The organism is Pseudomonas sp. PDM21 (assembly GCF_014852505.2).
Classification (GTDB): domain Bacteria; phylum Pseudomonadota; class Gammaproteobacteria; order Pseudomonadales; family Pseudomonadaceae; genus Pseudomonas.
Map to the genome: position 1 here is coordinate 2,054,780 of NZ_CM181223.1, position 22,528 is coordinate 2,077,307.

Genomic DNA, 22,528 nt, shown 5'->3' on the forward strand with positions numbered 1-22,528 from the left:
TTGGTGGTGTATATATAATGAGGATCTTGTTGTTATGGTTGGTCCATGTGTTGATGGTGTGTAATCATGATTAGGTCGTTTGATTTTTTAGGGCGTACGATTTGTCTGGCGCGTTCAGATATACTTAATTCCTCCGGTGCTAACTTGTTTAATTCTGACTCTATGACGCTTATTGTAGGGCAAAATGGCGCAGGAAAAACACGAGCATTAGCATCGTTAGCTTCACTGTTTCAGGAGGGTAAAAGAGGTGATGCGGAAATAAAGGTCGAGTGGGATTGTGATACTGATTTTGACGAGACGTGTGTAATATATTATACGCCAGTGCCTTTTCAGGTGGACGTTCCAAAAAAAGGAAGTAGCCTCCGCGCGGTTCAGCCAACTTATGCATCGGAGCACCTTCGGGCCGATAGGTATTACGAAGTTGCAAAGGACCTAGAGCATGACTTTGGCTTGGATGCACGCCGCGTTCTTGAACTTCCGGCGCTATCGGGAACTGTTGTAAGTGAGCTGATGGGGCGTGCTCTGTCCTCGCGCTACAATGTTATTGATCAATGGGTTGCCCCATTGCGAGCGCGTTATTCTGAATATCATGAAAGAGTTAGTGAGATGCGTAGGCGAGAGGGGTACTACAGATCGCCTGAGTATAAGGCGATATCCGCCGAGTTTGATGAGTTACGGAAAGATTTTGCCGTAGGGTTACGCAGAAATTTGAATGAGGGGTTCTCATTAAAACTGAGGGCATATCAATCTGCACGGTCAGGGCGTGCTCCTTCAGAGCGAGCCGAAAAAGAGTTGCTGGAAAAGCTTGGTTTTACCCTGAGTTCTTATAAGGAGGGAAGTCCAACTGTTCCAAGGAAGAAATTTGAAGCAGTGCTTTCTCAGCTGAATCTCATAGCTGATATTGTAAATGATTCAGGTTTGGCGAGACGAGCTTACGAGGTGGATGAGCGTCAAGTAGATCAGCTGAATGCACTGTCGCTCGCTGAGAGTTTTAAAATTTCATTAAGAGGGGTAAGCTCAGGTGCTGCAGCGCTTATTCATCAGTTCTCCAGTATTAACATTGCTTGTGAAGAGCTGCTCAAAGAAGGAGATAAGTCTAGCCTGCTGCTGCTTATAGATGAGGGAGATGCGTTCTTGCATCTAGGTTGGCAGCAGAAGTATGTAGATTATCTGGATAGGGTTGTTCAGAGGCTAAAGCAGAGATTTAAGTCAGTTCAAGTTGTGATGACGTCTCACTCTCCATTTTTGATGTCTGACTTTCCAAGTGAGAATATTGCTATTTTGAGCGGGCAAGACTGGGTGGAGAATTTTCTCGAAGGTGATTCAAATACAGTAATTTTGCCTTCTTTTGGCGCGCCATTGGACGCGGTAGTCCGACATGTCGCGCAGTCCGGAACAATGGGGCTGTTTGCGACTCGAATTATTCGAGAGCTGGCTAAGGATATTTCTAGAGGATCTGAAGTTGATGTTCGTCGTATAGACATGATTGGGGATCCTGTTATTAAACGGCAGATGTCTAGGATGCTACAGGGGCGAGGCTCTAGAGTGGTGGGAGGGCAGGATGCAAGTTAATATTTCTGATATTTGGGGGAAGGAGGTCGAAGAAGAACACTGCAAGTATCTTCAGGCAGGTGTTTCACAACATATTTCTTCGCGAGGTGTAATATTCAAATACTTTATAATGAAATATTCCGGGGTGATAGGGGCGGGGCGACCTGACGTATTGCGAGGGATTATAAAGGATGTTGAGCTGATAAGAAGGAAATCTAGCAAGCAGGAAAAGGCCGATTTTATTCGAGACTGTCACCTTGTTTTGGATTACGGGCGCTTCACGGCCAAGGGCTCTATGAATCGCCCCGGCTTTCCTAGACACTTTCCAAGCTCTGGAAATAGCGTTTCTCAAACTCCACTGGCGATAGCTGCATAGCGCTGCTGTGCCGGCGTTTGGGGTTATAAAACATCTCGATGTAATCGAACACATCACTGCGAGCTTCTTCGCGAGTGGCATAGGTTTTTCGTCGGATGCGTTCGCGCTTCAGCAACTGGAAAAAGCTTTCTGCCACGGCGTTATCGTGACAGTTACCGCGTCGGCTCATGCTGCTGATCAGATTGTTGGCCTTGAGGAAACTCTGCCAGTCCGAGCTGCTGAACTGGCTGCCCTGGTCGGAGTGGATCATCACTTCCTGCTTGGGCTTGCGTCGCCAAACCGCCATCAATAAGGCATCGATAGCTAAGTCGCTGCACATCCGAGGTTTCATCGACCAGCCGATCACCTGGCGCGAAAACAGATCCAGCACCACCGCCAAGTACAACCAGCCTTCATAAGTGCGGATGTAAGTGATGTCAGTGACCCAGACCTTGTTCGGCTCGCTGACGGTGAATTGCCGCTCCAGACGGTTGGGCGAAGCCACCGTGGGCTTGCCGCCGTAGTAGCCGGGCCGACGACGATAGCCGGTCTGCGAGCGCAACCCTTCCCCCCGCATCAGGCGGGCTACGCGATGCCGGCCACAGGACTCTCCCAGCTCACGCAGGTCGTCGTGGATCTTGCGATAGCCGTAGACCCCACCGCTTTCCAGCCAGGCATGTTTGATCAATCCGAGCAGGCGCTGATCTTCCTTAGCGCGTACGGATTTCGGCTCGGCCAGCCAGGCGTAGTAACCGCTGGGATGCACCCTGAGGGTCTGGCAGAGACGTCGAACCGGGTACTCCACCGACAGCTTGCTGATGAAGGCGTACTTCAGCCGGACTCCTTGGCAAAGTACGCGGCGGCCTTTTTTAGGATGTCTCGCTCTTCGGTCACCCGCTTGAGTTCGGCGCGCAAACGACGCAGTTCGGCTTGCTGATCACCTTCTTGCTGCCGCTGTTCCTGGGGCTTGCTATAGCGCCTGATCCAGACATAGAGGCTATGCACCGACACACCCAAACGCTCCGCCACATCCGCTACACGCAGGCCGCGCGCGGTAACTTGTCTGACCGCTTCGATTTTGAATTCTTCGGGGTAACGCTGGTTGCTCATGGCACCTCCTGATGGGCCTCATTATGAGGCTTGGAGGTGTCTACGAAACTAGGGGCGATTCAGGAGATTATAAAGTATGACTGGGATTTTGAGTCGTACATGGAAGTTCGTGGATTGGCAGGGTCAATTGTACCTCCTGTAATAACTATTAGGCCTGTTAAATCTGCGCATTCGCTTTCCAAGAAAGTGCAGCGTTCACTCGAGACTTTTCTTGTAAAGGAACGCCTGGATGTTTGTAGGCTGGAAGTAGATCGTTTTGTAGAGTCTTTGTTGATATACAGCGAAGATCGTTTAAAAGAGGTGAATGATAAGGTTTTCTCTGGGCTTCCTTTAGTCTTGACTCCAGAGGTTGCACTAGACTTTTCCCGTTCAAATTATAAAAATGAATGGCTGGGAGCTGTGAAGCGCGATTTATATGACATTGCTTGGGGGAGGTGATTTTTGGGGGCTTTCTTCAGCTTTTGCTGATCTACACTCATCGGAGTGATCTGTCCGATCTGTGCTAAATATTAATAATACTATGATGTGATAGATGGCTCTCGCGAGAGATTGATGCAATTGAAAATAAAATGTTAGAGATATTTGAGGCTTTCATATGAGCACGGATATCAAGAGATCGGCTGTCCCCGCCGCTGGGTATGTCTATCAAACCATGCAAGGTGTGGTCTGCCCCGGAGCTTGTTGACAGGTAGTTAAGAGTTACTGCTCGCATAGCGCCGCTCAAACTCCATCGGGCTGAGATAGCCCAGCGTCGAGTGGCGGCGACGGTGATTGTAAAAGCGGATGTAGTCGAACAGGTCGGTTTCCGCCTCGTGGTAGCTGGCATAGCGCGTCAGGTACACCCGCTCAGCCTTCAGCGAACGCAAGAAGCTCTCCATCGCGGCGTTGTCCCAGCAGTTCCCGGGACGTGAATGGCTGGGCACGATTCGATGTCGCCGAAGTAAGGCCTGGTAGTCGTACGCGCAGTATTGGCTGCCTCGATCCGAGTGCAGCAGCACTTCTTTCGGCTGTCGGCGTGCAATGGCCATCTCCAGCGCGGCGTGTACCAAGGCCTGCTGCATGCGGTGGTGCATCGCCCAACCGACGACGGCTCGTGAATTGAGATCGAGCACGACTGCCAGATACAGCCAGCCTTGGGCCGTCCGCACGTAGGTCATTTCCGAGACCCAGTGCCGATTGGCGCGATCCGAGGCGAACTGGCGATCCAGGTGGTTCGGGGCAATCGGCAGAGCATGACGACTGCTGGAAACCAGCCGCCAGCGCTTGCGCGAGCGAACGCGCAGACCGGCTTCGCGCATCGGTCGAGCAACCCGGTGTCGACCACACGCATGCCCCATGGCCGCCAGCTCGGCCTTGATTCGGCGATGGCCATAGATTCCATTCACCTCGTGGTGAATAGTGCGGATCTCCTTGCTCAGACGCCGATTCGCCATCTCTCTCGCCGAAGGTGGCCGCTGCTGCCAGGCATAGAAGCCGCTGCGGGATACCCGCAGCAGCCGGCACATTGGCGCTACGGGATAGCGACCAGCCAACGCCTCGATGGCGCGGAACTTCACTTCGCGGGCTGCGAGAGGATGGCGAGCGCCTTTTTTAAAACATCGCGCTCCATGGTGACCTGAGCCAGTTGCTGGCGTAGACGACGCAACTCCGCACTCTCACCACGCTGCTTGCCGTTGCCTGGAAAGGCATCGTCACCTTGCTGCTCGTACTGGCGCTTCCATTTGCCCAGCAGGCTTTCAGCGATGCCGAGCGTCTCGGCTACATGACGAAGCGGCGTGCCGGCAAGTACCTGGTCTACTGCCTCGCGTTTGAAGGATTCGGGAAAACGTCGTCGGGTCTGGGTCATGAACACTCCTTGCGGTGGACATTATCCACCTTAAGTCAGTGTCCACTCAGCCCGGGACAGACCAGACCACCCTCAGTCACAGAAGTACTAGGTTCACCACTGAAGAGCTTCTGGTGCTGCCTGAATTAGCTGTGCAACATCATGAAGGGCAGGTACTTGATCCCGATACAGCTTCATTCGCTCCCAAACACCTCGATAACGTTCTACCCTGAAATCATCCAGAAAGTCCTGTTGTTCTTCGGGGCTCCAGTGCTCTCGCCTTTCCAGCCAAGTAGTCAGCCTTGAGCTGAAGCCAGAAAATGCACTTTTGCGCCCTCGAACGAGAGCCTCTCGTTTGTTGAGCCCTAATACATTTATTGTGTAGTCGGCGCGAAGCCAAATTTCAGAGGTCTCGTCGTCTGAATTCGGTACATAGCGCCATGTGCGAAAGTCGAGCCACAAGAAGTCGACAGGGCTTTCAACTCTAGGATCGATGAGGGCGGGTCGACCAGCCAGCGGTTGGATTACTGGTGCATTACGTTTCCGGGTGACATCAATCAATGCGAGCGGGTCGGTTAGTACGGCGAACTGGTTGTTCTTCGGACCATTGCAGGGACCGCAAGCAAGGACGTAATTGCTCCAGACGTATGCCTGCTCTGGATACAAATCCTTAGGCCGCATATGCTCAATTTCATCTGCAAACGAATCTTCGCAGTAGACACACCTTCGATTGCCGCTGCACATGTCCGCCAATATTAGTTTTAGGCCATCGAACAAGGAGGAAGGCTTTTTGCTCCAGCTGCTCTTTGCATAGTCCACCTGAGCTGCATAGTCGGGAAGATTGTTTACATCATCTTGAAGACCCTGCAGGCGATCCACCGCACGCTTATCAAGGGCGGCTGCTGTGATTGATATCACTGCTCATCACCTTCTACGACAGGCCCTAGGGTTTGCTTCAGATCTGCACGCTCAGATACTTCAGGTGCGGAAAGTGTGCCTTTATCAAGCTTGCGGTTGAGTTGTGCCAGGCGATCCAGCATGTGGACGGCATCTTCGGATCGACCTGGAAGCCCTCCAAAGGCGTCACTGTTCAGGACGTGCAGCACGTCGCCATACAGAACGCGAGTCAGCTGCTCGCCTGCGATCCGGCGCACCGTCTCTCCAGAGCCAGGTGCGGGCAAAGTCCACACCGAGCCCCTCAGCGCCGTCTGACACACGTAGGGAGAGTGTGTCGTCACAATGAATTGGATAGCCGGAAACAGTCTTGTCAGCCATGGACCGATCTCTCGCTGCCACGAAGGGTGAAGGTGGGCATCGATCTCGTCTATCAAGACCACGCCCGGGGCCAAGATTGTGGAAGCGTCGTCTGAGAAAAGGGTGTTTTCATCATAACGAAGGGCCATCAAGCGCAGGAGTTCGAAGGTCATCGATAGCACTGCTCTGTAACCGTCGCTCATTTCAACAATGGGGACTTCTACACCGTTGCCGTCCTCAAACTTGACGCCATCGGATGTGACCTCGGTCAGCTTGGCTCCGTGGGGTAGGAATCCTGATTGATTCACAAATTGCCGAATCTTCTCAAGCAGGCCAATCTCTGCACTGTCACTAGAGGCTTTTTCAAGCTGCCTAAACCTCAGCTTCTGCAGCCATTCGAGCGCTTCAGTCAAGGCGACGCCTTCATCGAAAATGCTTAGGTGCCTGGCAAGTCGTGGAAATCCGGTGAAGAGCCTAACATTCTCGGGATTACCGCCTGTGAAGCGTCGCATGGGGCCGAATGCTGCAGAGAACCAGCCCAGACCTTCCCCCCAAAAGTTAACGTTTTTTGGAGGCGAGGATTTAACCGATCCATCGTTGTGCAGCGTTATGGAGCCTTTAACTGGCTTTGGTGACATGGGGCCTTTCCGGCCGGTCTTATCCCAACCAATAGTTGGTGCGACTTCTACTTGAATTATCGCCTTCTCCACGCCATCCGCTTTGCGAATGAAGTCCCGTGTAGTGCGGCGAGAGGCGGTGAATTCGATATCGCCGGTAAATGCGATAGCAGCAGCCCGCAGGAATCCGGACTTGCCAGCCCCGTTAGGGCCGATTAGCACATGCCAGCCTGCCTCCTCTCCCTCGTTGAGCTCCCACCGCAAGGAAGAGAAGGCGCGGAAGTCCGTTAGATCCAGTTTGCGCAGATACATGTACCACTCCCAAGGATGAGCGTCAGAGCCGGTCTCATCAGACACCGACAGTTACTCAAAACGAAAGACTCTATCAGACAGCGAACAAGCAGAGCAGAAAGCAAGGCGGCTTAGCAAGCTAGTGCAGTTCACGTGAACGGCTTGATGGTGCGAGAGAGGCTGGCCTATCGGAGAAGGGCTGAATAGGCCCAGGATGTCCTAGACAACTGCGAATCTCAACGCGGGAAACTGGTCCACCACAAAACAGTCCGCTCTTGGCCGTTCGCTGCCCTCCACAGCAGGCCGCAATGGGGCGGTTTTGCTGTAGTAGGATTTGAGCTCGTGACCTGCTTCTGCCTAGTGCTTCAGGCGCGCTTCACCTTGACTACCCTGTTGCAGGAGCGGCTGCGAGGATACCTATGGTTTACCCGTTCGGCTCGATGAGAGTCGAGGTCTGAGGTCGAGCACTTTGACCGTAAGTCGCATGCAATCACTCATCTCATCAGCGACTCGCTCGGCTTCAACTGCGAGCATCGTTTTTAGACCGTCGATATCAAGTCTATCCGTCGTATCTGGATGCTCCCATTTCCGGTCACTAGCTACCGTAACGAGTAAGCAGCCTGAACGACTGTTTTCAGCTGCCATGTACTTGGTAACAAGCTGGCATTTAATCGTGTCGCGCAGCTCCCGACCTGACCAATTTTCGCCAAGCTTGAGCTCAATTGTGCTTTGCTGGCCCGATAATGAGCGCAGCCTGATATCCGTCTCCTTCTCATCGGCGGTGACCGCCTCTTGATCGACCTGGTAGACGTGATTGGACGCATGCTGCAAGGCACGAGCGATTTCCCGGCGCATCACTTTCTCATCTTTGATCAAGGCCCACGCCTCACGTGGCGAGACATCCTGAAGTAGCAAGTCTTCAAGATCATCGAGCCGGTCGACAAGCACCGCAAACATATCGTCTCTAGTCGTCGGAGGCAGTTCACCGTAGCGGCTGAACTGATCTAGTTCGAGCTCAGTGAAAGCAGCATTGTCGGCCCCTTCAGCCTCCTTCTCCCGGGCAAGCATTGCTAACCGGTCTCTGAAGTGGGCAAACAGGGGGTCTGCAGTCATTTCGAGTTTGACTGCCCAAGCTTCACTCCCTCTGGCACCGAGAAGTGCGCTCAATACTGCATTTCTTCCCTCCTGCGCCGCGTCACGGGAGCCTGGTGAAAAGACTCCTTCGTGGACGATATCGTCGCAGGGGCGTACATACCGATAAGCTAGCCTGGCAAGGCGTAGGAGCAACTGAGGGGTAAAGCTGAGTCTTGTAAGGTCAACACGCAGACTGTTGTGGCGATCGCCGAGCAGTGTACCGAAGATGTCTATCGCAGTACCGGTCGCTGCGGGTTCAAACGGTGCCAACAAGCGCTCGAGGGCTTCGCTACCCTTGGCCGGATCGCATCGCATTAGCGTCGTCAGCCACGTCTGTGTAAACGCATTCGGCGTACTGGCCTTCAGCTGGTCTTCAGCTTTGAGGCATACGTGGTTCGCTGTTCCATCATCGGCATGCTCAAGGAGGATTTTGAGTACTCGCTCAAGCCGCCCGGCTGCAGTCACTTCGTCCTCGTTGCCGCGCAGACTGCATGTATGGGCATCTAGCCAGGCGCGCAGACGAGGCAGGAACAGCTGTGCGACCGTGGCGGGCGCATGGCTAACATTCTGAAGCATGATGGCAAATGTGCGCGGCGCCGCGATCTCTTCAAGTTCGGCAGTAAGATCAGGTCCGAGCGTCCGTTCGATTGATACAGAATGCTCACGGGCGAGTGCTTCGAGCCACGTCGGAAAGCCGCTCGACTCAATCGGCGCATAGCGCGCAGCAAGCTCGGCTTCTTCGACGGATAGCTTGCTTGCCCAACCGGGGTCTTCAGCTTCAGCTGCAATTGCGGCCAGACCGAGTTGCCAACGAATTAGAAATGTTCCTCTTTTATCTGCAGGCCTCTCGTAGCGAAGTGTTGGACGATCGTTGCGCCAGATCGAACGCATGCTGACGCGTAACTGATCGGCAATCTCTTTACCGAAATAGTTTTCGATAAAGCGGCGATCCCAGCCCGACGAGCGGCTTTCGTTGCCGGAGAGTTGCATTACCTGCCAAAGGTTCCAGGTGGTGCTACCTTCGTGGTCTGGGCTGAAGGCGGTCTCGGGATGGTCGGCAACCTCTTGCCAGAACTTCACCCAGTCTTTGTGACGCTTTGCTTCGCGTTTTTCGCTGGCCACGCGCTGCTGCTCGATCCTAGCGTTAAGCTTTGCCGTTTCGGGATCTACAGATGGTGGAGCGAGGTGGCGCTCGAGCAGGTTGAACAACTCTGGTTGGTCGGCCACAAATTGTTTGAGGCCTTCAATATGATTGCTTGGATCGCTGGTGTCATCCCTAATGCCATGCAGCGAGGCATAGAGCATCATAGTCCGCTCAGTAAGCGGACGGTCTATATCGGCAAGAGTACGCTGTACCCAAATGCCGTCCTGTGCGCCATTTAGATTGAGCGGGCCGTTGAACGATGCCTGGTGTAGCCGTCGCCAAGGGTCGTCTTCTAGATGCAGGCTTTGGCTGAATGCATCGTCGGCCCAGAAGATTGCCTCGCGCAGTTGCGACGACAGATTGGCTAGCGCAGAGCGTAGGCTCTGCACAGGGTCATCACGGCCGTGATTTTCGTGTTCGAGGCGCAGCGCTATTACTGTAGAGCGCAGGATAGCTGCTTCCATTTCGCGCCCATGAATCAGTCTGAGGCAGACTGCGGCCAACATCGGAATAAGGTGAGAACAGCAACTCACGAGATGCGGCCATTCCTTCTTCCAGACGAGGCCATTGGTAATCAAGTCCGTCAAACCCGAGCGCAGCGCTTCCAGGTACCCCGGAGCGAACCTTGGTTCAGCGATAATGTTGCGAGGCAACATCCATCTAAGCTCGTCGATTGTGTTTTCCGTTTCCTGGATACGCTTCAGGATCCCGCAGAACTGATCAGGTGCTATGTGGTGAGGGAATAGTCGGATGATGGCGCCACGCACAAGAGTATCTGGCCAGAGTGCCGGTGTGTCCGCCATCGCCATTGTCAGTGGCTCGAGCCGCTGATCGTTGAGTTCGACCAGCGCCTCAATCGCATCAAGGCGCTCTCTGTGTTTTGCTGTCATATCGATCGCAACGCGATGAGCAATATCTGCACATGTGGACATCTGTCCTGCGCCGATTAGTTGGAGTAACAGCCCGCGAACTTCATGATTCTCAATACCTGTCTGCCACAAGTTCTGTACGTGGCCTTCCAGATCCTGCGACGCGAAGCGGTACACCTGAACCCGGGGGACATGTAGCCCACGCCATCCACCTTGGCCATAACGCTGCACGTAGAACTGCAACGCGTCGACGCGTTGCGGGAGCGGAAGCGATTCTGGGTCTGCATGGTCAAGCAACACTTCGGGTTCATGGTCACGAATTTCTGCAAAAATGCTTGTCTGCGATGCTGCCAGCCAGGCCGCAACCGGACGCATCGTTGGTCGCATTACTCTGCCACCCTGCGGAAGCTCGGCAAACAGCAACCGCTTCACCGCCTTGATCGGCATCCCTTGCCCCAATCGATCCTTCAGGCATTGCGCGGCGAGGAATTCGATGACTGAGCGATGATGGAACCGAATACGGCCATAACTCGCGAACCCAAACAAGGCACGCTCAAGTAAGGTTTCGCGCTCCTTGGGCGTCCAATCATGCAGTACTAACGCTGGATCGAGGACAGTTCCCGGCTCACCATTCCGGTCGGCCTCCACGCTGAGCCGAATAGTCAGTTTGCGGGTCAGCAGGGAGGCGAGTGCTAGACGACTTGCTCCCTCAAATGCCTTGTCGGACGACAACTGGGCAGGTTCCTGCCTGTCGGTACGCGGCTTTAGCTTGACACGAATATTGTTTGCCACCTGATCGTAGTGAGTACGAACTCGACGATGTTCACGCCAGTCTGCACAAAGCTCTATGAGGTCCTGGGGACGGCGTGCGAAATCTTCCGCGTTGCGTGTACGAATATCAGAGAGCAGCGCGTCGGCATCGTCGATACCTTCAATTGTTGCCATCTCCCGGATTTGCTCGTCGGACAAGGGCATTAAGGCTACGTTGCGCCAGACGGGCGCTGCTTCCTTCTCTCGCTGTCCAGAGCTCTTTCTCTGACGGCCCATTGCGATGTCGGCAAAGGAGTCTCCACTTGCGATTAGCTCAAGTGGTTCTGGTACTGGCAAATGCTGTTGAATGAGTTGCTGATCAACAGCGATCGGGCGCGTCGTTATGATAATTCTTACGCGGCTGAGCTGGCCGGCAATAGCTTTGCTCAAGCGTTTGAGGGCGGCCTCAAAGGAGCCAAGGGTTAGCTTGAGCTCATCAATCGAATCGAGAAAAAAGGTAGCGATATCGGACTGGGCTGCTAGCCATTTGTCTAGTCTTGTCTCCTCATCTGCTGAAAGTAAGTCCCGCAGGTTCTGTGTCGAAAGCTGAGCCAATTCGAGGTAGAAGGCAGGGTCACCTAGATTCCACAGAGCTTGTTGTTGGGCTCGGCACTCATAGGTTTTTCCTGCACCGGCTTCCGAAATGATAAGAACACGCAGCGATTCGAGTAATTTGTCCCAACCGATAGCGCCTGCCCAGCCCATCCGGGTCAGTATCAATGCCTGCTCATGATCGGCGACGTCCTTTTGAGAAAGATCCCGGAAGGTGCGCTGAATGCGGAGTTCTAGCTTGCTAGATGATTTCACTGGCGCCATAGAGGGAGGTCTTTTTCAGAAGGAAGCCATGTCGGTAATTTCATGCACGATTATGCAAAGGAATCCTACAGATGGAATGAGCTCAATAGCAGCCTTTCGTGGCCAGAAAATGCTGACTGCGAGCCGAAACACCAAGGAGCGCAGCAGAGAACCCGCTTGAATCGGGCGGGTCTTTAATCATCAGGCGGTACTTAGATATCGTGGATCTGGTGGAGAGGTTGTCAAGAGTTACTGCGAGTTTAGCGCCGCGCAGGTAGCTGACATCAAACGGTCCGACTTGCATAGCCGTCATTGATTGGGCCAGCGAAGATGGTGGACTAGCGCAGTCTGTCCGGCATCTTGGTTGGCGACGCTTCATTCTTTGGAGCATGAGACTGACTTTGCGATCGGGCCACGCAAAGTTTGATGTTTGTTGAGATGGTCTGCCCTGTGCGCTTCATAGCAGCGATACAGACGCTAAGCGCCGCAGGTATCTGATGTACACCATATTTGACATCCAGTTTCGCGGCGCTGGCTGAGCTTGCTACCGCGGCACCCAGCACCTCATGCATGACATGTTTGTAGGCAGCAATGGTTTGCCTGGTGATACCTGCCATGCGGGCAAGAGCGGTTGCGCGCAGTTGTTCGCCTGCTGCAACCATACGTCGGCAAGCGGCGCGTACCTTGGACTCGGTGGATTTCTGGCGTATGCCATGGGTACGAAGCGCGGCGAGGCGCTGCTTCTCGTGGAGCGGCATTTCTGCCGGCAGAACCATCGCTCCTCGATGGCAGCGAGCACTGCCCCTATAACGGTCCCAGGTCCAGCGTGAGATGGATTTAACGGTTGCCCTCAGAGACGAGAGCGGCAGGCTCTCGGCAAAGCCATACGCTTTGAAATCGTTGTTGTTGAAGGCGAAGGCCTCAAGGCGACGAACGAAGTGCTGGAACGTGCCGGCAGCGCGTTCCTCGTTCACGATCGAGTACGCGTAGTAGCGCAACCGCTCAAACAAAATGCAGTGGCGCGAATGTGCCGCATCATCAAGCCGTGGGCCCCTGCTCCAAGGCTTCGCCTGAGGCAATTCAACCGTCTCCGCCAGCTCCCCCAGGTCGTAAACGTGGTCGTGGTACTCGCTCGTGTCCCACCAAGGATGGCCAGGCGTTTTGGCTACCGGACCACCGCCATACTCGATGTCAGCTTTTAGCTGTAGAGCAAATGCTTCGTAAACGGCCTTCATGTAGCTGATGGGCGCAGAGCGCCCGTTCTCAGTGGTGCACACGGGAACGATCGCGTAATAGACGTGCGAGTGTCCGTTCTTGCGATTGCGCACGACCAGGTTGGGAGGAGGCAGACCTGCCTCTTCCCAGATCAAAGCATTCGCGTGGTCCAGGTCGAAGATGAGCCAGGACACCATTGGGTAGGGTCTGCGCCGTCGGCTGCGAAGCCGAGTGGAAGCGCGGGAACTGGCGCAATACGTCCCAGCGCTCGTAGGTCGGTTGTGGTTGTGAGGGAGGTGGCGTTGATGCCCGAAGCGGGACAGAGGCGCTTGCTGGAGCGGGAACGACAGGTCCGTCGGACTGGGCTAGCACTCGCTCGACATAACTCGTGTTGCCAAATTCGGCTTCCGGCCTGAGGCCGCGGGTGAAATTTCCGCTGTAGTAGCAGGACAGAGCTTTGCGTAGGGCTCCTTGAGGATCTGGATCAACGTCCAGCGCACGCGAATAGCAGTCCTGCAGGTAGTACTCAGTGAGCTGTAGGTTCTTGCACGGCTCGAAGAGTCGTTGCAGCTCGTTAGGGTCTTTGGCCTTGAAGTGCTGGCTGTTGATTTGGCCGAGTCCCACGCTGAAGCTCACTCCCTCCTTCGCAAGCCGCTTTGCGATCACCAATGCCTCATCCAAGCTCTGCGGCTGGCGCGGCAGAACCTGACCCACGACCGCAATGGCGTAGGGGTTCAAGGCAGATTCATGCGAAGCGAGACGATGGAGAGTGAGGGGGGCGACAGCAGGGGCGCATTGCGCGGCCAGAGCCAAAAAGGCGCTGGTAGCAAGTGCCATGTCAGTCCTCGGGTTGATGCTCTGGCTGTGGAGCCTGGGCGGTCTGGTCAGACTGCGAAGGGTTCGTCGCTTCAATGACCATCTCAGTCTCCAGGCGAGCGGCATAGCGATCGATCAGAGCCCTGATGAAGTCAGTTGGCTTGCACTGCCGTTTGGTGTGATAGGCCACCGATGTAGCTCTGGTCGCGACCTCGGCGGCACGAGCGGCGCCGACGTGGAGCTGAGTAGGTGTTGACGTCTTACGTCGTTCCATTAGAGGAACCTCCTTTTTCGGGCGCACGGCGGCGCCGCCAGTGAGTACCGGCATCGAGTAGTTGAGTGAATTGCCCTTGGCAGGGCTGCGTTATCCTGCAGGCCGGGGTTCGGTCAGCGAGGTTGCCTGCATTGGGCAAGGATGGCGGCGGCCTAGCTGGCCGAGTTCTTACAGAAGATCCATTTGCGGTCTTGCAGGGGCATTCTTAAGGAATCTCTGCGGAGACCTGTGTCAGATGGCGCATACAGCACATGGCGGTGCCTCTCCGTTTCTCTCTCTACCGCCTTTGCTGGTAAATATTGTCTTGGCTATCTCATCGGCGACTTGGCGAACTCGGATTAGCTGGAGTTGGCCAAAATCGTCGTAGTTGAATGCTTTTTCTTTGTGCTTGTCCCCGGCAGCAAGACAGGGAAAGCAACCGACTCGATCGAAATCATCGTGGTACAGCGGGTTTAGATTGTCCCACCCGACGTACTCGACCACCTCCTGCGTGCTCCACTCCAGCACAGCCATCCTGAACATCACTCCAAGCTTTGCCAGATACTTCGGGTACTTTGAGGGCATGACCTCGTGGGGGGCGTAAAGCTCTTCACTTACCTTGAAACGATATCGCTTGGCTCTGTCAGCGCTCTCCTGAATGCGCATCCCGTAGTAAACCTCGAAACCAGCGCCTTGCTGCTCCGCCAGGGCTTTGCAGAACTTCTTGGTAGGAACGATCTTTAGCTCCTCTGTGCAGTGGCGCGCGCCGCCTCCGGGGAACCGCTTGTGCTTTCTGGACTTCTCCAGCACGTCGCCAGCGCAGATTGTCTCGATCTTCACTCTGTAGAACTGCGCCATCCAAGCAACGTGGGCGTAGGTTTTAGGGTGTTCAAATTGCGTATCGCAGAACAGCCCAAGGATTTCGTTTCGATGGAACCGCTCCAGGGCAAGTTTCAGTGTGGCTTGAGAGTCCTTCCCACCGCTGAGGGGGACTAGGCAGCGAATCACAATGAGCCTCCCAATATCGTCGGCGGCTTGGTCTTCTCCTCGATGAGGCGCACGCCTTTCTGGTTGTCCAGCTCAGCCCCAAGGCTGGCGCTCCCTCCCATGATTCGACGAGGCAACTGCAAGAGAGCGCCGGCATAGGCTTCTGCTGTCAGGTCGGAGCAGGTTAGAGCGGGGATTGTCATGGCTTTCTCCAGGTCGAACGCCGCCGCGCTGCGAGTGCAGCGTGCTGGCAAGGTGATGGTTAGAATTGGCGGTGCGCTCGGCGCGCCCAGCCGCTTACAGGAGGGAAAAATGCGTTGGATGATTCTTGCGGTGCTCAGCCTTCTTCTAATCGGCTGTCACTCAACCCCGGTTCAATACCAGGCTCAGCCCATCGACAAGCGTACGGCGGTAGCTGTGATCGAGCAGGTATCTATGGAGCAGCCTCAGTCGGTCCGGCCGCAGCAGGTAATCGTGACGGATGACTTCATTGGCTACGGCAATGGCGTCCGATCTGATGCCGACAGCTTTGGATCTGCCGTCGCAATCACCCCAACTACCGCTATAGGTGCCGGCAGCACTAGGGTGATCACCAAGGAGTTGAGTGACCGCATCTACTTCAACTCAATCGGCACAATTCAGCTCTGGACAAAGCGACAGCGTTACATCGTGCAGGTGCGTAATACAGAGGGGTACAAGTACCGCGACTTCTATCTGACTAACCGAGTGAAGGCTGAGAGGTTCATCGATGCTCTGAATTTCTTCAAGGCAAGCGCGCCGGCCATTGGAGCTACTCAGTAGGGACTGATAGCTGATAGATCCCACACGATTGGCTGCGCAAAACCACTCCTAGAACCCGCATGGCTACGCTTTGCGAAACCCCGAATCGCGCAGCCTTTTGACTCACCTGATCACCTAGTTATCCTTTTTGAATCAATAGGTTGTGATTTGGTGAGCCGCTGCATGGGGTGCAAGGGGTAGAGTGTTCGAATCACTCCGTTCCGACCAAATTTGAAAAGGCCGGTTCAGCAATGAACCGGCCTTTTTGCATTTCTCTTTCCGCAAGGATTACCTAGATCGATCGTCAGTTCGGCGCATCCCTCATTGCCCAATCATCATGCGCTGCCAGGAAAGTCGGCAGGTCCCGTCGCGCTATCCAGATTTCGCCTTGCCATTTGATGACGCCGATGCGCTGGTTGGCCCAGGTCATGAAGGCGCGGTGCGGATGGGTGTTCGGGGTGTGTTGGGCGTCGTGGAGGGTGGGGAGGACTTCGGCGCTGAGCCAGCGGGTGATGTTGCGGTGTGCGGGGCGCCAGAAACGGTAGAGGGCTTTATAGGCGCGGGATTCGCTGATGGCTTCGACTTCTTCGCGCAGGCCGCTGGCGTATTCCAGGATGACGGCACGTTTCTGTTCCGGGTCCATGCGCTGGGGGGGGCGGTAGGGGTGGTGGGCGTTGATCAGGACGGCGCGTAATAGGTGGGAGTGGCGTTGGAAAACGACTGGCCGATAGGTGTTTTGCATGGTGGAACTCCATCTACGAGGTTGAGGAGTCGCCACGCGTCGTCATCAAGCGAAGGGTGGCGGACCGCGCAGGGTTGACGAACCGGGAGATGGAACCGGCAGACCCGAGGGTCTCCCGCGCGATCCGCCATAGAGCCAGTGGCAAATACTACAGGCATGAAAGGACCTACAGGAAACCATCGTCGTTTCCCGCATACGCTTTCAGCGCTTTCGCGCCATCTCTGTTCCGGTCGTCAAGCCAGGTCACGGGATTGACCGTGACGGGAGGAGGATGGCGGAGGGTTTTCCGGGGCGGCAACCTGCAAAGCGCGTAAGGATCCGGGAAGTGGGGAGGTGAGGTTCAGCGGTGCCTTCTTTATATAGGCGGCAGGACGCTGCTGATGCGCCGGTGTGGTGGGGCAGGAAGGTGCTGCTTCTATAGGCAGGAGGAGGGGAGAGGCCCTTTGTCATCTTTCTGCAAAAAGTCGTTGACGGCCGATTTAAACTCCCTATAATGCGCACCACTCCCAGCGACGAAGCGCTGAAAGAACTTGAAAATCAAGTACTTACAGAGATTCGAAGTTGAGGGTGGTGGTCAGGCAGGTGATTCACTTGCCGCTCTTCATTAGCTGCTCCGGCAGCGAGCTGAAAAGAAGATTGCCGAGGTGGTTGACAGCGAGTTTGATCGCTGTAGAATGCGCCTCCCGCTGATGAGAGGGTTTCCTTCGCTGAAGCACAAGCGATTGAGTAGAAAAGAAATTTTCGAAAAATAAAGCTTGACGAAAGATGAGGTTAGCGTAGAATGCGCGCCTCGGTTGAGACGAAAGCCTCAGCCAAACGTTCTTTAACAAGTTGAATCAAGCAATTCGTGTGGGTGCTTGTGATGTAAGACTGATGATCGACTGATTATCAGCAGCGCAAGTAACACTCGTGAATTCGAGAGTTTTAGCTCTTTAAATAGAGCATGCGATTGCTGAGCCAAGTTTAGGGTTTTCTCAAAACCCAAGCAGTATTGAACTGAAGAGTTTGATCATGGCTCAGATTGAACGCTGGCGGCAGGCCTAACACATGCAAGTCGAGCGGATGATGGGGGCTTGCTCCCGGATTCAGCGGCGGACGGGTGAGTAATGCCTAGGAATCTGCCTGGTAGTGGGGGACAACGTTTCGAAAGGAACGCTAATACCGCATACGTCCTACGGGAGAAAGCAGGGGACCTTCGGGCCTTGCGCTATCAGATGAGCCTAGGTCGGATTAGCTAGTTGGTGGGGTAAAGGCCTACCAAGGCGACGATCCGTAACTGGTCTGAGAGGATGATCAGTCACACTGGAACTGAGACACGGTCCAGACTCCTACGGGAGGCAGCAGTGGGGAATATTGGACAATGGGCGAAAGCCTGATCCAGCCATGCCGCGTGTGTGAAGAAGGTCTTCGGATTGTAAAGCACTTTAAGTTGGGAGGAAGGGCAGTAAGTTAATACCTTGCTGTTTTGACGTTACCAACAGAATAAGCACCGGCTAACTTCGTGCCAGCAGCCGCGGTAATACGAAGGGTGCAAGCGTTAATCGGAATTACTGGGCGTAAAGCGCGCGTAGGTGGTTTGGTAAGATGGATGTGAAATCCCCGGGCTCAACCTGGGAACTGCATCCATAACTGCCTGACTAGAGTACGGTAGAGGGTGGTGGAATTTCCTGTGTAGCGGTGAAATGCGTAGATATAGGAAGGAACACCAGTGGCGAAGGCGACCACCTGGACTGATACTGACACTGAGGTGCGAAAGCGTGGGGAGCAAACAGGATTAGATACCCTGGTAGTCCACGCCGTAAACGATGTCGACTAGCCGTTGGGATCCTTGAGATCTTAGTGGCGCAGCTAACGCGATAAGTCGACCGCCTGGGGAGTACGGCCGCAAGGTTAAAACTCAAATGAATTGACGGGGGCCCGCACAAGCGGTGGAGCATGTGGTTTAATTCGAAGCAACGCGAAGAACCTTACCTGGCCTTGACATGTCCGGAATCTTGCAGAGATGCGAGAGTGCCTTCGGGAATCGGAACACAGGTGCTGCATGGCTGTCGTCAGCTCGTGTCGTGAGATGTTGGGTTAAGTCCCGTAACGAGCGCAACCCTTGTCCTTAGTTACCAGCACGTTATGGTGGGCACTCTAAGGAGACTGCCGGTGACAAACCGGAGGAAGGTGGGGATGACGTCAAGTCATCATGGCCCTTACGGCCAGGGCTACACACGTGCTACAATGGTCGGTACAGAGGGTTGCCAAGCCGCGAGGTGGAGCTAATCCCATAAAACCGATCGTAGTCCGGATCGCAGTCTGCAACTCGACTGCGTGAAGTCGGAATCGCTAGTAATCGTGAATCAGAATGTCACGGTGAATACGTTCCCGGGCCTTGTACACACCGCCCGTCACACCATGGGAGTGGGTTGCTCCAGAAGTAGCTAGTCTAACCGCAAGGGGGACGGTTACCACGGAGTGATTCATGACTGGGGTGAAGTCGTAACAAGGTAGCCGTAGGGGAACCTGCGGCTGGATCACCTCCTTAATCGAAGATCTCAGCTTCTTCATAAGCTCCCACACGAATTGCTTGATTCACTGGTTAGACGATTGGGTCTGTAGCTCAGTTGGTTAGAGCGCACCCCTGATAAGGGTGAGGTCGGCAGTTCGAATCTGCCCAGACCCACCAATTGTTGTGGTGTGCTGCTGATCCGAATGGGGCCATAGCTCAGCTGGGAGAGCGCCTGCTTTGCACGCAGGAGGTCAGGAGTTCGATCCTCCTTGGCTCCACCATTAATCGTCGAAAGCTCAGACATGAATGTTCAGGATGAACGAACATTGATGTCTGGTCTTTGTGCCAGAACTGTTCTTTAAAAATTTGGGTATGTGATAGAAGTAGACTGAATAATCTCTTTCACTGGTGATTATTCAAGTCAAGGTAAAATTTGCGAGTTCAAGCGCGAATTTTCGGCGAATGTCGTCTTCACGTTCGAGACAATAACCAGATTGCTTGGGGTTATATGGTCAAGTGAAGAAGCGCATACGGTGGATGCCTTGGCAGTCAGAGGCGATGAAAGACGTGGTAGCCTGCGATAAGCTTCGGGGAGTCGGCAAACAGACTTTGATCCGGAGATCTCTGAATGGGGAAACCCACCTAGCATAAGTTAGGTATCTTGCACTGAATACATAGGTGTAAGAGGCGAACCAGGGGAACTGAAACATCTAAGTACCCTGAGGAAAAGAAATCAACCGAGATTCCCTTAGTAGTGGCGAGCGAACGGGGATTAGCCCTTAAGCTTCTTTGAATCTAACAGAACGCTCTGGAAAGTGCGGCCATAGTGGGTGATAGCCCCGTATGTGAAAGGTTCTTTGAAGTGAAATCGAGTAGGACGGAGCACGAGAAACTTTGTCTGAATATGGGGGGACCATCCTCCAAGGCTAAATACTACTGACTGACCGATAGTGAACCAGTACCGTGAGGGAAAGGCGAAAAGAACCCCGGAGAGGGGAGTGAAATAGAACCTGAAACCGTATGCGTACAAGCAGTGGGAGCCTACTTTGTTAGGTGACTGCGTACCTTTTGTATAATGGGTCAGCGACTTATATTCAGTGGCGAGCTTAACCGTATAGGGAAGGCGTAGCGAAAGCGAGTCTTAATAGGGCGTTTTAGTCGCTGGGTATAGACCCGAAACCGGGCGATCTATCCATGAGCAGGTTGAAGGTTAGGTAACACTGACTGGAGGACCGAACCCACTCCCGTTGAAAAGGTAGGGGATGACTTGTGGATCGGAGTGAAAGGCTAATCAAGCTCGGAGATAGCTGGTTCTCCTCGAAAGCTATTTAGGTAGCGCCTCACGTATCACTCCAGGGGGTAGAGCACTGTTTCGGCTAGGGGGTCATCCCGACTTACCAAACCGATGCAAACTCCGAATACCTGGAAGTGTCAGCGTGGGAGACACACGGCGGGTGCTAACGTCCGTCGTGAAAAGGGAAACAACCCAGACCGTCAGCTAAGGTCCCAAAGTTATGGTTAAGTGGTAAACGATGTGGGAAGGCTTAGACAGCTAGGAGGTTGGCTTAGAAGCAGCCACCCTTTAAAGAAAGCGTAATAGCTCACTAGTCGAGTCGGCCTGCGCGGAAGATGTAACGGGGCTCAAACCATACACCGAAGCTACGGGTGCATCGCAAGATGCGCGGTAGAGGAGCGTTCTGTAAGCCTGTGAAGGTGAGTTGAGAAGCTTGCTGGAGGTATCAGAAGTGCGAATGCTGACATGAGTAACGACAATGGGAGTGAAAAACTCCCACGCCGAAAGACCAAGGGTTCCTGCGCAACGTTAATCGACGCAGGGTTAGTCGGTCCCTAAGGCGAGGCTGAAGAGCGTAGTCGATGGGAAACAGGTTAATATTCCTGTACTTCTAGTTACTGCGATGGAGGGACGGAGAAGGCTAGGCCAGCTTGGCGTTGGTTGTCCAAGTTTAAGGTGGTAGGCAGAGATCTTAGGTAAATCCGGGGTCTTAATGCCGAGAGCTGATGACGAGTCATCTTTTAGATGATGAAGTGGTTGATGCCATGCTTCCAGGAAAAGCTTCTAAGCTTCAGGTAACTAGGAACCGTACCCCAAACCGACACAGGTGGTTGGGTAGAGAATACCAAGGCGCTTGAGAGAACTCGGGTGAAGGAACTAGGCAAAATGGCACCGTAACTTCGGGAGAAGGTGCGCCGGCGAGGGTTAAGGATTTACTCCGTAAGCCCATGCCGGTCGAAGATACCAGGCCGCTGCGACTGTTTATTAAAAACACAGCACTCTGCAAACACGAAAGTGGACGTATAGGGTGTGACGCCTGCCCGGTGCCGGAAGGTTAATTGATGGGGTTAGCGAAAGCGAAGCTCTTGATCGAAGCCCCGGTAAACGGCGGCCGTAACTATAACGGTCCTAAGGTAGCGAAATTCCTTGTCGGGTAAGTTCCGACCTGCACGAATGGCGTAACGATGGCGGCGCTGTCTCCACCCGAGACTCAGTGAAATTGAAATCGCTGTGAAGATGCAGTGTATCCGCGGCTAGACGGAAAGACCCCGTGAACCTTTACTGTAGCTTTGCACTGGACTTTGAGCCTGCTTGTGTAGGATAGGTGGGAGGCTTTGAAGCGTGGACGCCAGTCTGCGTGGAGCCATCCTTGAAATACCACCCTGGCATGCTTGAGGTTCTAACTCTGGTCCGTTATCCGGATCGAGGACAGTGTATGGTGGGCAGTTTGACTGGGGCGGTCTCCTCCTAAAGAGTAACGGAGGAGTACGAAGGTGCGCTCAGACCGGTCGGAAATCGGTCGTAGAGTATAAAGGCAAAAGCGCGCTTGACTGCGAGACAGACACGTCGAGCAGGTACGAAAGTAGGTCTTAGTGATCCGGTGGTTCTGTATGGAAGGGCCATCGCTCAACGGATAAAAGGTACTCCGGGGATAACAGGCTGATACCGCCCAAGAGTTCATATCGACGGCGGTGTTTGGCACCTCGATGTCGGCTCATCACATCCTGGGGCTGAAGCCGGTCCCAAGGGTATGGCTGTTCGCCATTTAAAGTGGTACGCGAGCTGGGTTTAGAACGTCGTGAGACAGTTCGGTCCCTATCTGCCGTGGACGTTTGAGATTTGAGAGGGGCTGCTCCTAGTACGAGAGGACCGGAGTGGACGAACCTCTGGTGTTCCGGTTGTCACGCCAGTGGCATTGCCGGGTAGCTATGTTCGGAATAGATAACCGCTGAAAGCATCTAAGCGGGAAACTAGCCTCAAGATGAGATCTCACTGGGAACTTGATTCCCCTGAAGGGCCGTCGAAGACTACGACGTTGATAGGTCGGGTGTGTAAGCGCTGTGAGGCGTTGAGCTAACCGATACTAATTGCCCGTGAGGCTTGACCATATAACACCCAAACAATTTGCGTGTTGTACGGTGAAGACGTAACGAACCGAAAGTTCGTGTGAACCGCAAATACCTGTCACATAC

At 54.1% G+C, this 22,528-nt stretch carries 13 protein-coding genes, 2 tRNA genes, 2 rRNA genes and 2 pseudogenes; 7 read left to right on the top strand and 12 right to left on the bottom strand.

Features of this window, described 5'->3' with window-relative positions; translation table 11 throughout:
• The first annotated feature begins 66 nt into the window (after positions 1-66).
• On the top strand, positions 67-1,572 hold the full coding sequence (locus IB275_RS09855) for an AAA family ATPase (protein ID WP_192288873.1): 1,506 nt from the start codon (positions 67-69) through the stop codon (positions 1,570-1,572).
• A gap of 293 nt (positions 1,573-1,865) precedes the next feature.
• On the opposite strand, the gene IB275_RS09860 is transcribed toward IB275_RS09855, so the two are convergent.
• A protein-coding gene (locus IB275_RS09860) for an IS3 family transposase (RefSeq protein ID WP_192319282.1) occupies positions 1,866-3,016 on the bottom strand; the annotation gives its coding sequence in 2 pieces (ribosomal slippage) (positions 1,866-2,779 and positions 2,779-3,016; 1,152 coding nt in all).
• A gap of 99 nt (positions 3,017-3,115) precedes the next feature.
• Between IB275_RS09860 and IB275_RS09865 the strand changes: the two genes are divergently transcribed.
• A complete protein-coding gene (locus IB275_RS09865; RefSeq protein ID WP_192319279.1) occupies positions 3,116-3,454 on the top strand; it encodes a hypothetical protein in 339 nt (112 codons plus the stop codon).
• Positions 3,455-3,708: 254 nt separating this feature from the next.
• Here the strand turns inward: IB275_RS09865 and IB275_RS09870 are convergent, their stop codons facing one another.
• From IB275_RS09870 to IB275_RS09915, 10 genes and pseudogenes are all read right to left on the bottom strand, one after another.
• Complete coding sequence (locus IB275_RS09870) at positions 3,709-4,572, bottom strand: IS3 family transposase (protein ID WP_192288869.1); 864 nt, start codon at positions 4,570-4,572, stop codon at positions 3,709-3,711.
• Entirely contained in the window at positions 4,569-4,862 is a 294-nt protein-coding gene (locus IB275_RS09875; RefSeq protein ID WP_192288867.1) for a transposase, read from the bottom strand. Before IB275_RS09875 ends, IB275_RS09870 begins: the two co-directional genes overlap by 4 nt.
• A gap of 93 nt (positions 4,863-4,955) precedes the next feature.
• Positions 4,956-5,759, bottom strand: a complete 804-nt coding sequence (locus IB275_RS09880; protein WP_192288865.1) for an HNH endonuclease — start codon at positions 5,757-5,759, stop codon at positions 4,956-4,958.
• Positions 5,756-7,024, bottom strand: coding sequence for an AAA family ATPase (locus tag IB275_RS09885; RefSeq protein WP_192288864.1), 1,269 nt, complete (start codon positions 7,022-7,024; stop codon positions 5,756-5,758). Before IB275_RS09885 ends, IB275_RS09880 begins: the two co-directional genes overlap by 4 nt.
• 396 nt (positions 7,025-7,420) lie before the next feature.
• Positions 7,421-11,776 carry an NACHT domain-containing antiphage protein HyoA gene (hyoA, locus tag IB275_RS09890; RefSeq protein WP_225607908.1) on the bottom strand — a complete coding sequence of 1,452 codons (4,356 nt, stop codon included), beginning with the start codon at positions 11,774-11,776 and terminating at the stop codon, positions 7,421-7,423.
• Between the two features lie 317 nt (positions 11,777-12,093).
• Positions 12,094-13,224, bottom strand: a pseudogene (locus tag IB275_RS09895) (replication initiation protein); the annotation flags it as partial.
• Between the two features lie 235 nt (positions 13,225-13,459).
• Positions 13,460-13,912: pseudogene (locus tag IB275_RS09900) on the bottom strand (transglycosylase SLT domain-containing protein); the annotation flags it as partial.
• Positions 13,809-14,060 (bottom strand): hypothetical protein, encoded by a 252-nt coding sequence (locus IB275_RS09905; RefSeq protein WP_192319276.1) that lies wholly within the window; start codon positions 14,058-14,060, stop codon positions 13,809-13,811. The gene IB275_RS09905 and the pseudogene IB275_RS09900, both read right to left, overlap by 104 nt.
• 231 nt (positions 14,061-14,291) lie before the next feature.
• A complete protein-coding gene (locus IB275_RS09910; RefSeq protein ID WP_318652544.1) occupies positions 14,292-15,047 on the bottom strand; it encodes a phosphoadenosine phosphosulfate reductase domain-containing protein in 756 nt (251 codons plus the stop codon).
• Positions 15,044-15,229: a hypothetical protein gene (locus IB275_RS09915; RefSeq protein ID WP_192288860.1), complete on the bottom strand. Its 186-nt coding sequence runs from the start codon at positions 15,227-15,229 to the stop codon at positions 15,044-15,046. Before IB275_RS09915 ends, IB275_RS09910 begins: the two co-directional genes overlap by 4 nt.
• Between IB275_RS09915 and IB275_RS09920 the strand changes: the two genes are divergently transcribed.
• Positions 15,228-15,827 carry a hypothetical protein gene (locus tag IB275_RS09920; RefSeq protein ID WP_192288858.1) on the top strand — a complete coding sequence of 200 codons (600 nt, stop codon included), beginning with the start codon at positions 15,228-15,230 and terminating at the stop codon, positions 15,825-15,827. The genes IB275_RS09915 and IB275_RS09920 overlap by 2 nt on opposite strands.
• Positions 15,828-16,110: 283 nt before the next feature.
• Here the strand turns inward: IB275_RS09920 and IB275_RS09925 are convergent, their stop codons facing one another.
• The gene (locus IB275_RS09925; protein WP_192288856.1) at positions 16,111-16,548 is read right to left on the bottom strand and encodes a BRO-N domain-containing protein; all 438 of its coding nucleotides are present in this window, start codon (positions 16,546-16,548) and stop codon (positions 16,111-16,113) included.
• Positions 16,549-17,541: 993 nt separating this feature from the next.
• On the opposite strand from IB275_RS09925, the gene IB275_RS09930 reads away from it, so the two are divergent.
• From IB275_RS09930 to IB275_RS09945, 4 genes are all read left to right on the top strand, one after another.
• Positions 17,542-19,078: ribosomal RNA gene (locus IB275_RS09930) — 16S ribosomal RNA — on the top strand.
• A 64-nt stretch (positions 19,079-19,142) separates the two neighbouring features.
• A tRNA-Ile gene (locus IB275_RS09935) sits at positions 19,143-19,219 on the top strand.
• A gap of 28 nt (positions 19,220-19,247) precedes the next feature.
• Positions 19,248-19,323 (top strand) — tRNA-Ala (locus IB275_RS09940).
• A gap of 229 nt (positions 19,324-19,552) precedes the next feature.
• Positions 19,553-22,444: ribosomal RNA gene (locus tag IB275_RS09945) — 23S ribosomal RNA — on the top strand.
• Together the 16S and 23S rRNA genes with 2 tRNA genes alongside form the textbook arrangement of a ribosomal RNA operon.
• Positions 22,445-22,528 lie beyond the last annotated feature (84 nt).

Excerpts from the sequence above, each read along its gene's own strand:
- IB275_RS09855 (WP_192288873.1), top strand. The coding sequence starts at position 67 with ATGATTAGGTCGTTTGATTTTTTAGGGCGTACGATTTGTCTGGCGCGT.
- IB275_RS09865 (WP_192319279.1), top strand. The coding sequence starts at position 3,116 with ATGGAAGTTCGTGGATTGGCAGGGTCAATTGTACCTCCTGTAATAACT.
- IB275_RS09875 (WP_192288867.1), bottom strand. The coding sequence starts at position 4,862 with ATGACCCAGACCCGACGACGTTTTCCCGAATCCTTCAAACGCGAGGCA.
- IB275_RS09885 (WP_192288864.1), bottom strand. The coding sequence starts at position 7,024 with ATGTATCTGCGCAAACTGGATCTAACGGACTTCCGCGCCTTCTCTTCC.
- hyoA (WP_225607908.1), bottom strand. The coding sequence starts at position 11,776 with ATGGCGCCAGTGAAATCATCTAGCAAGCTAGAACTCCGCATTCAGCGC.
- IB275_RS09905 (WP_192319276.1), bottom strand. The coding sequence starts at position 14,060 with ATGGAACGACGTAAGACGTCAACACCTACTCAGCTCCACGTCGGCGCC.
- IB275_RS09920 (WP_192288858.1), top strand. The coding sequence starts at position 15,228 with ATGGCTTTCTCCAGGTCGAACGCCGCCGCGCTGCGAGTGCAGCGTGCT.
- IB275_RS09915 (WP_192288860.1), bottom strand. The coding sequence starts at position 15,229 with ATGACAATCCCCGCTCTAACCTGCTCCGACCTGACAGCAGAAGCCTAT.
- IB275_RS09925 (WP_192288856.1), bottom strand. The coding sequence starts at position 16,548 with ATGCAAAACACCTATCGGCCAGTCGTTTTCCAACGCCACTCCCACCTA.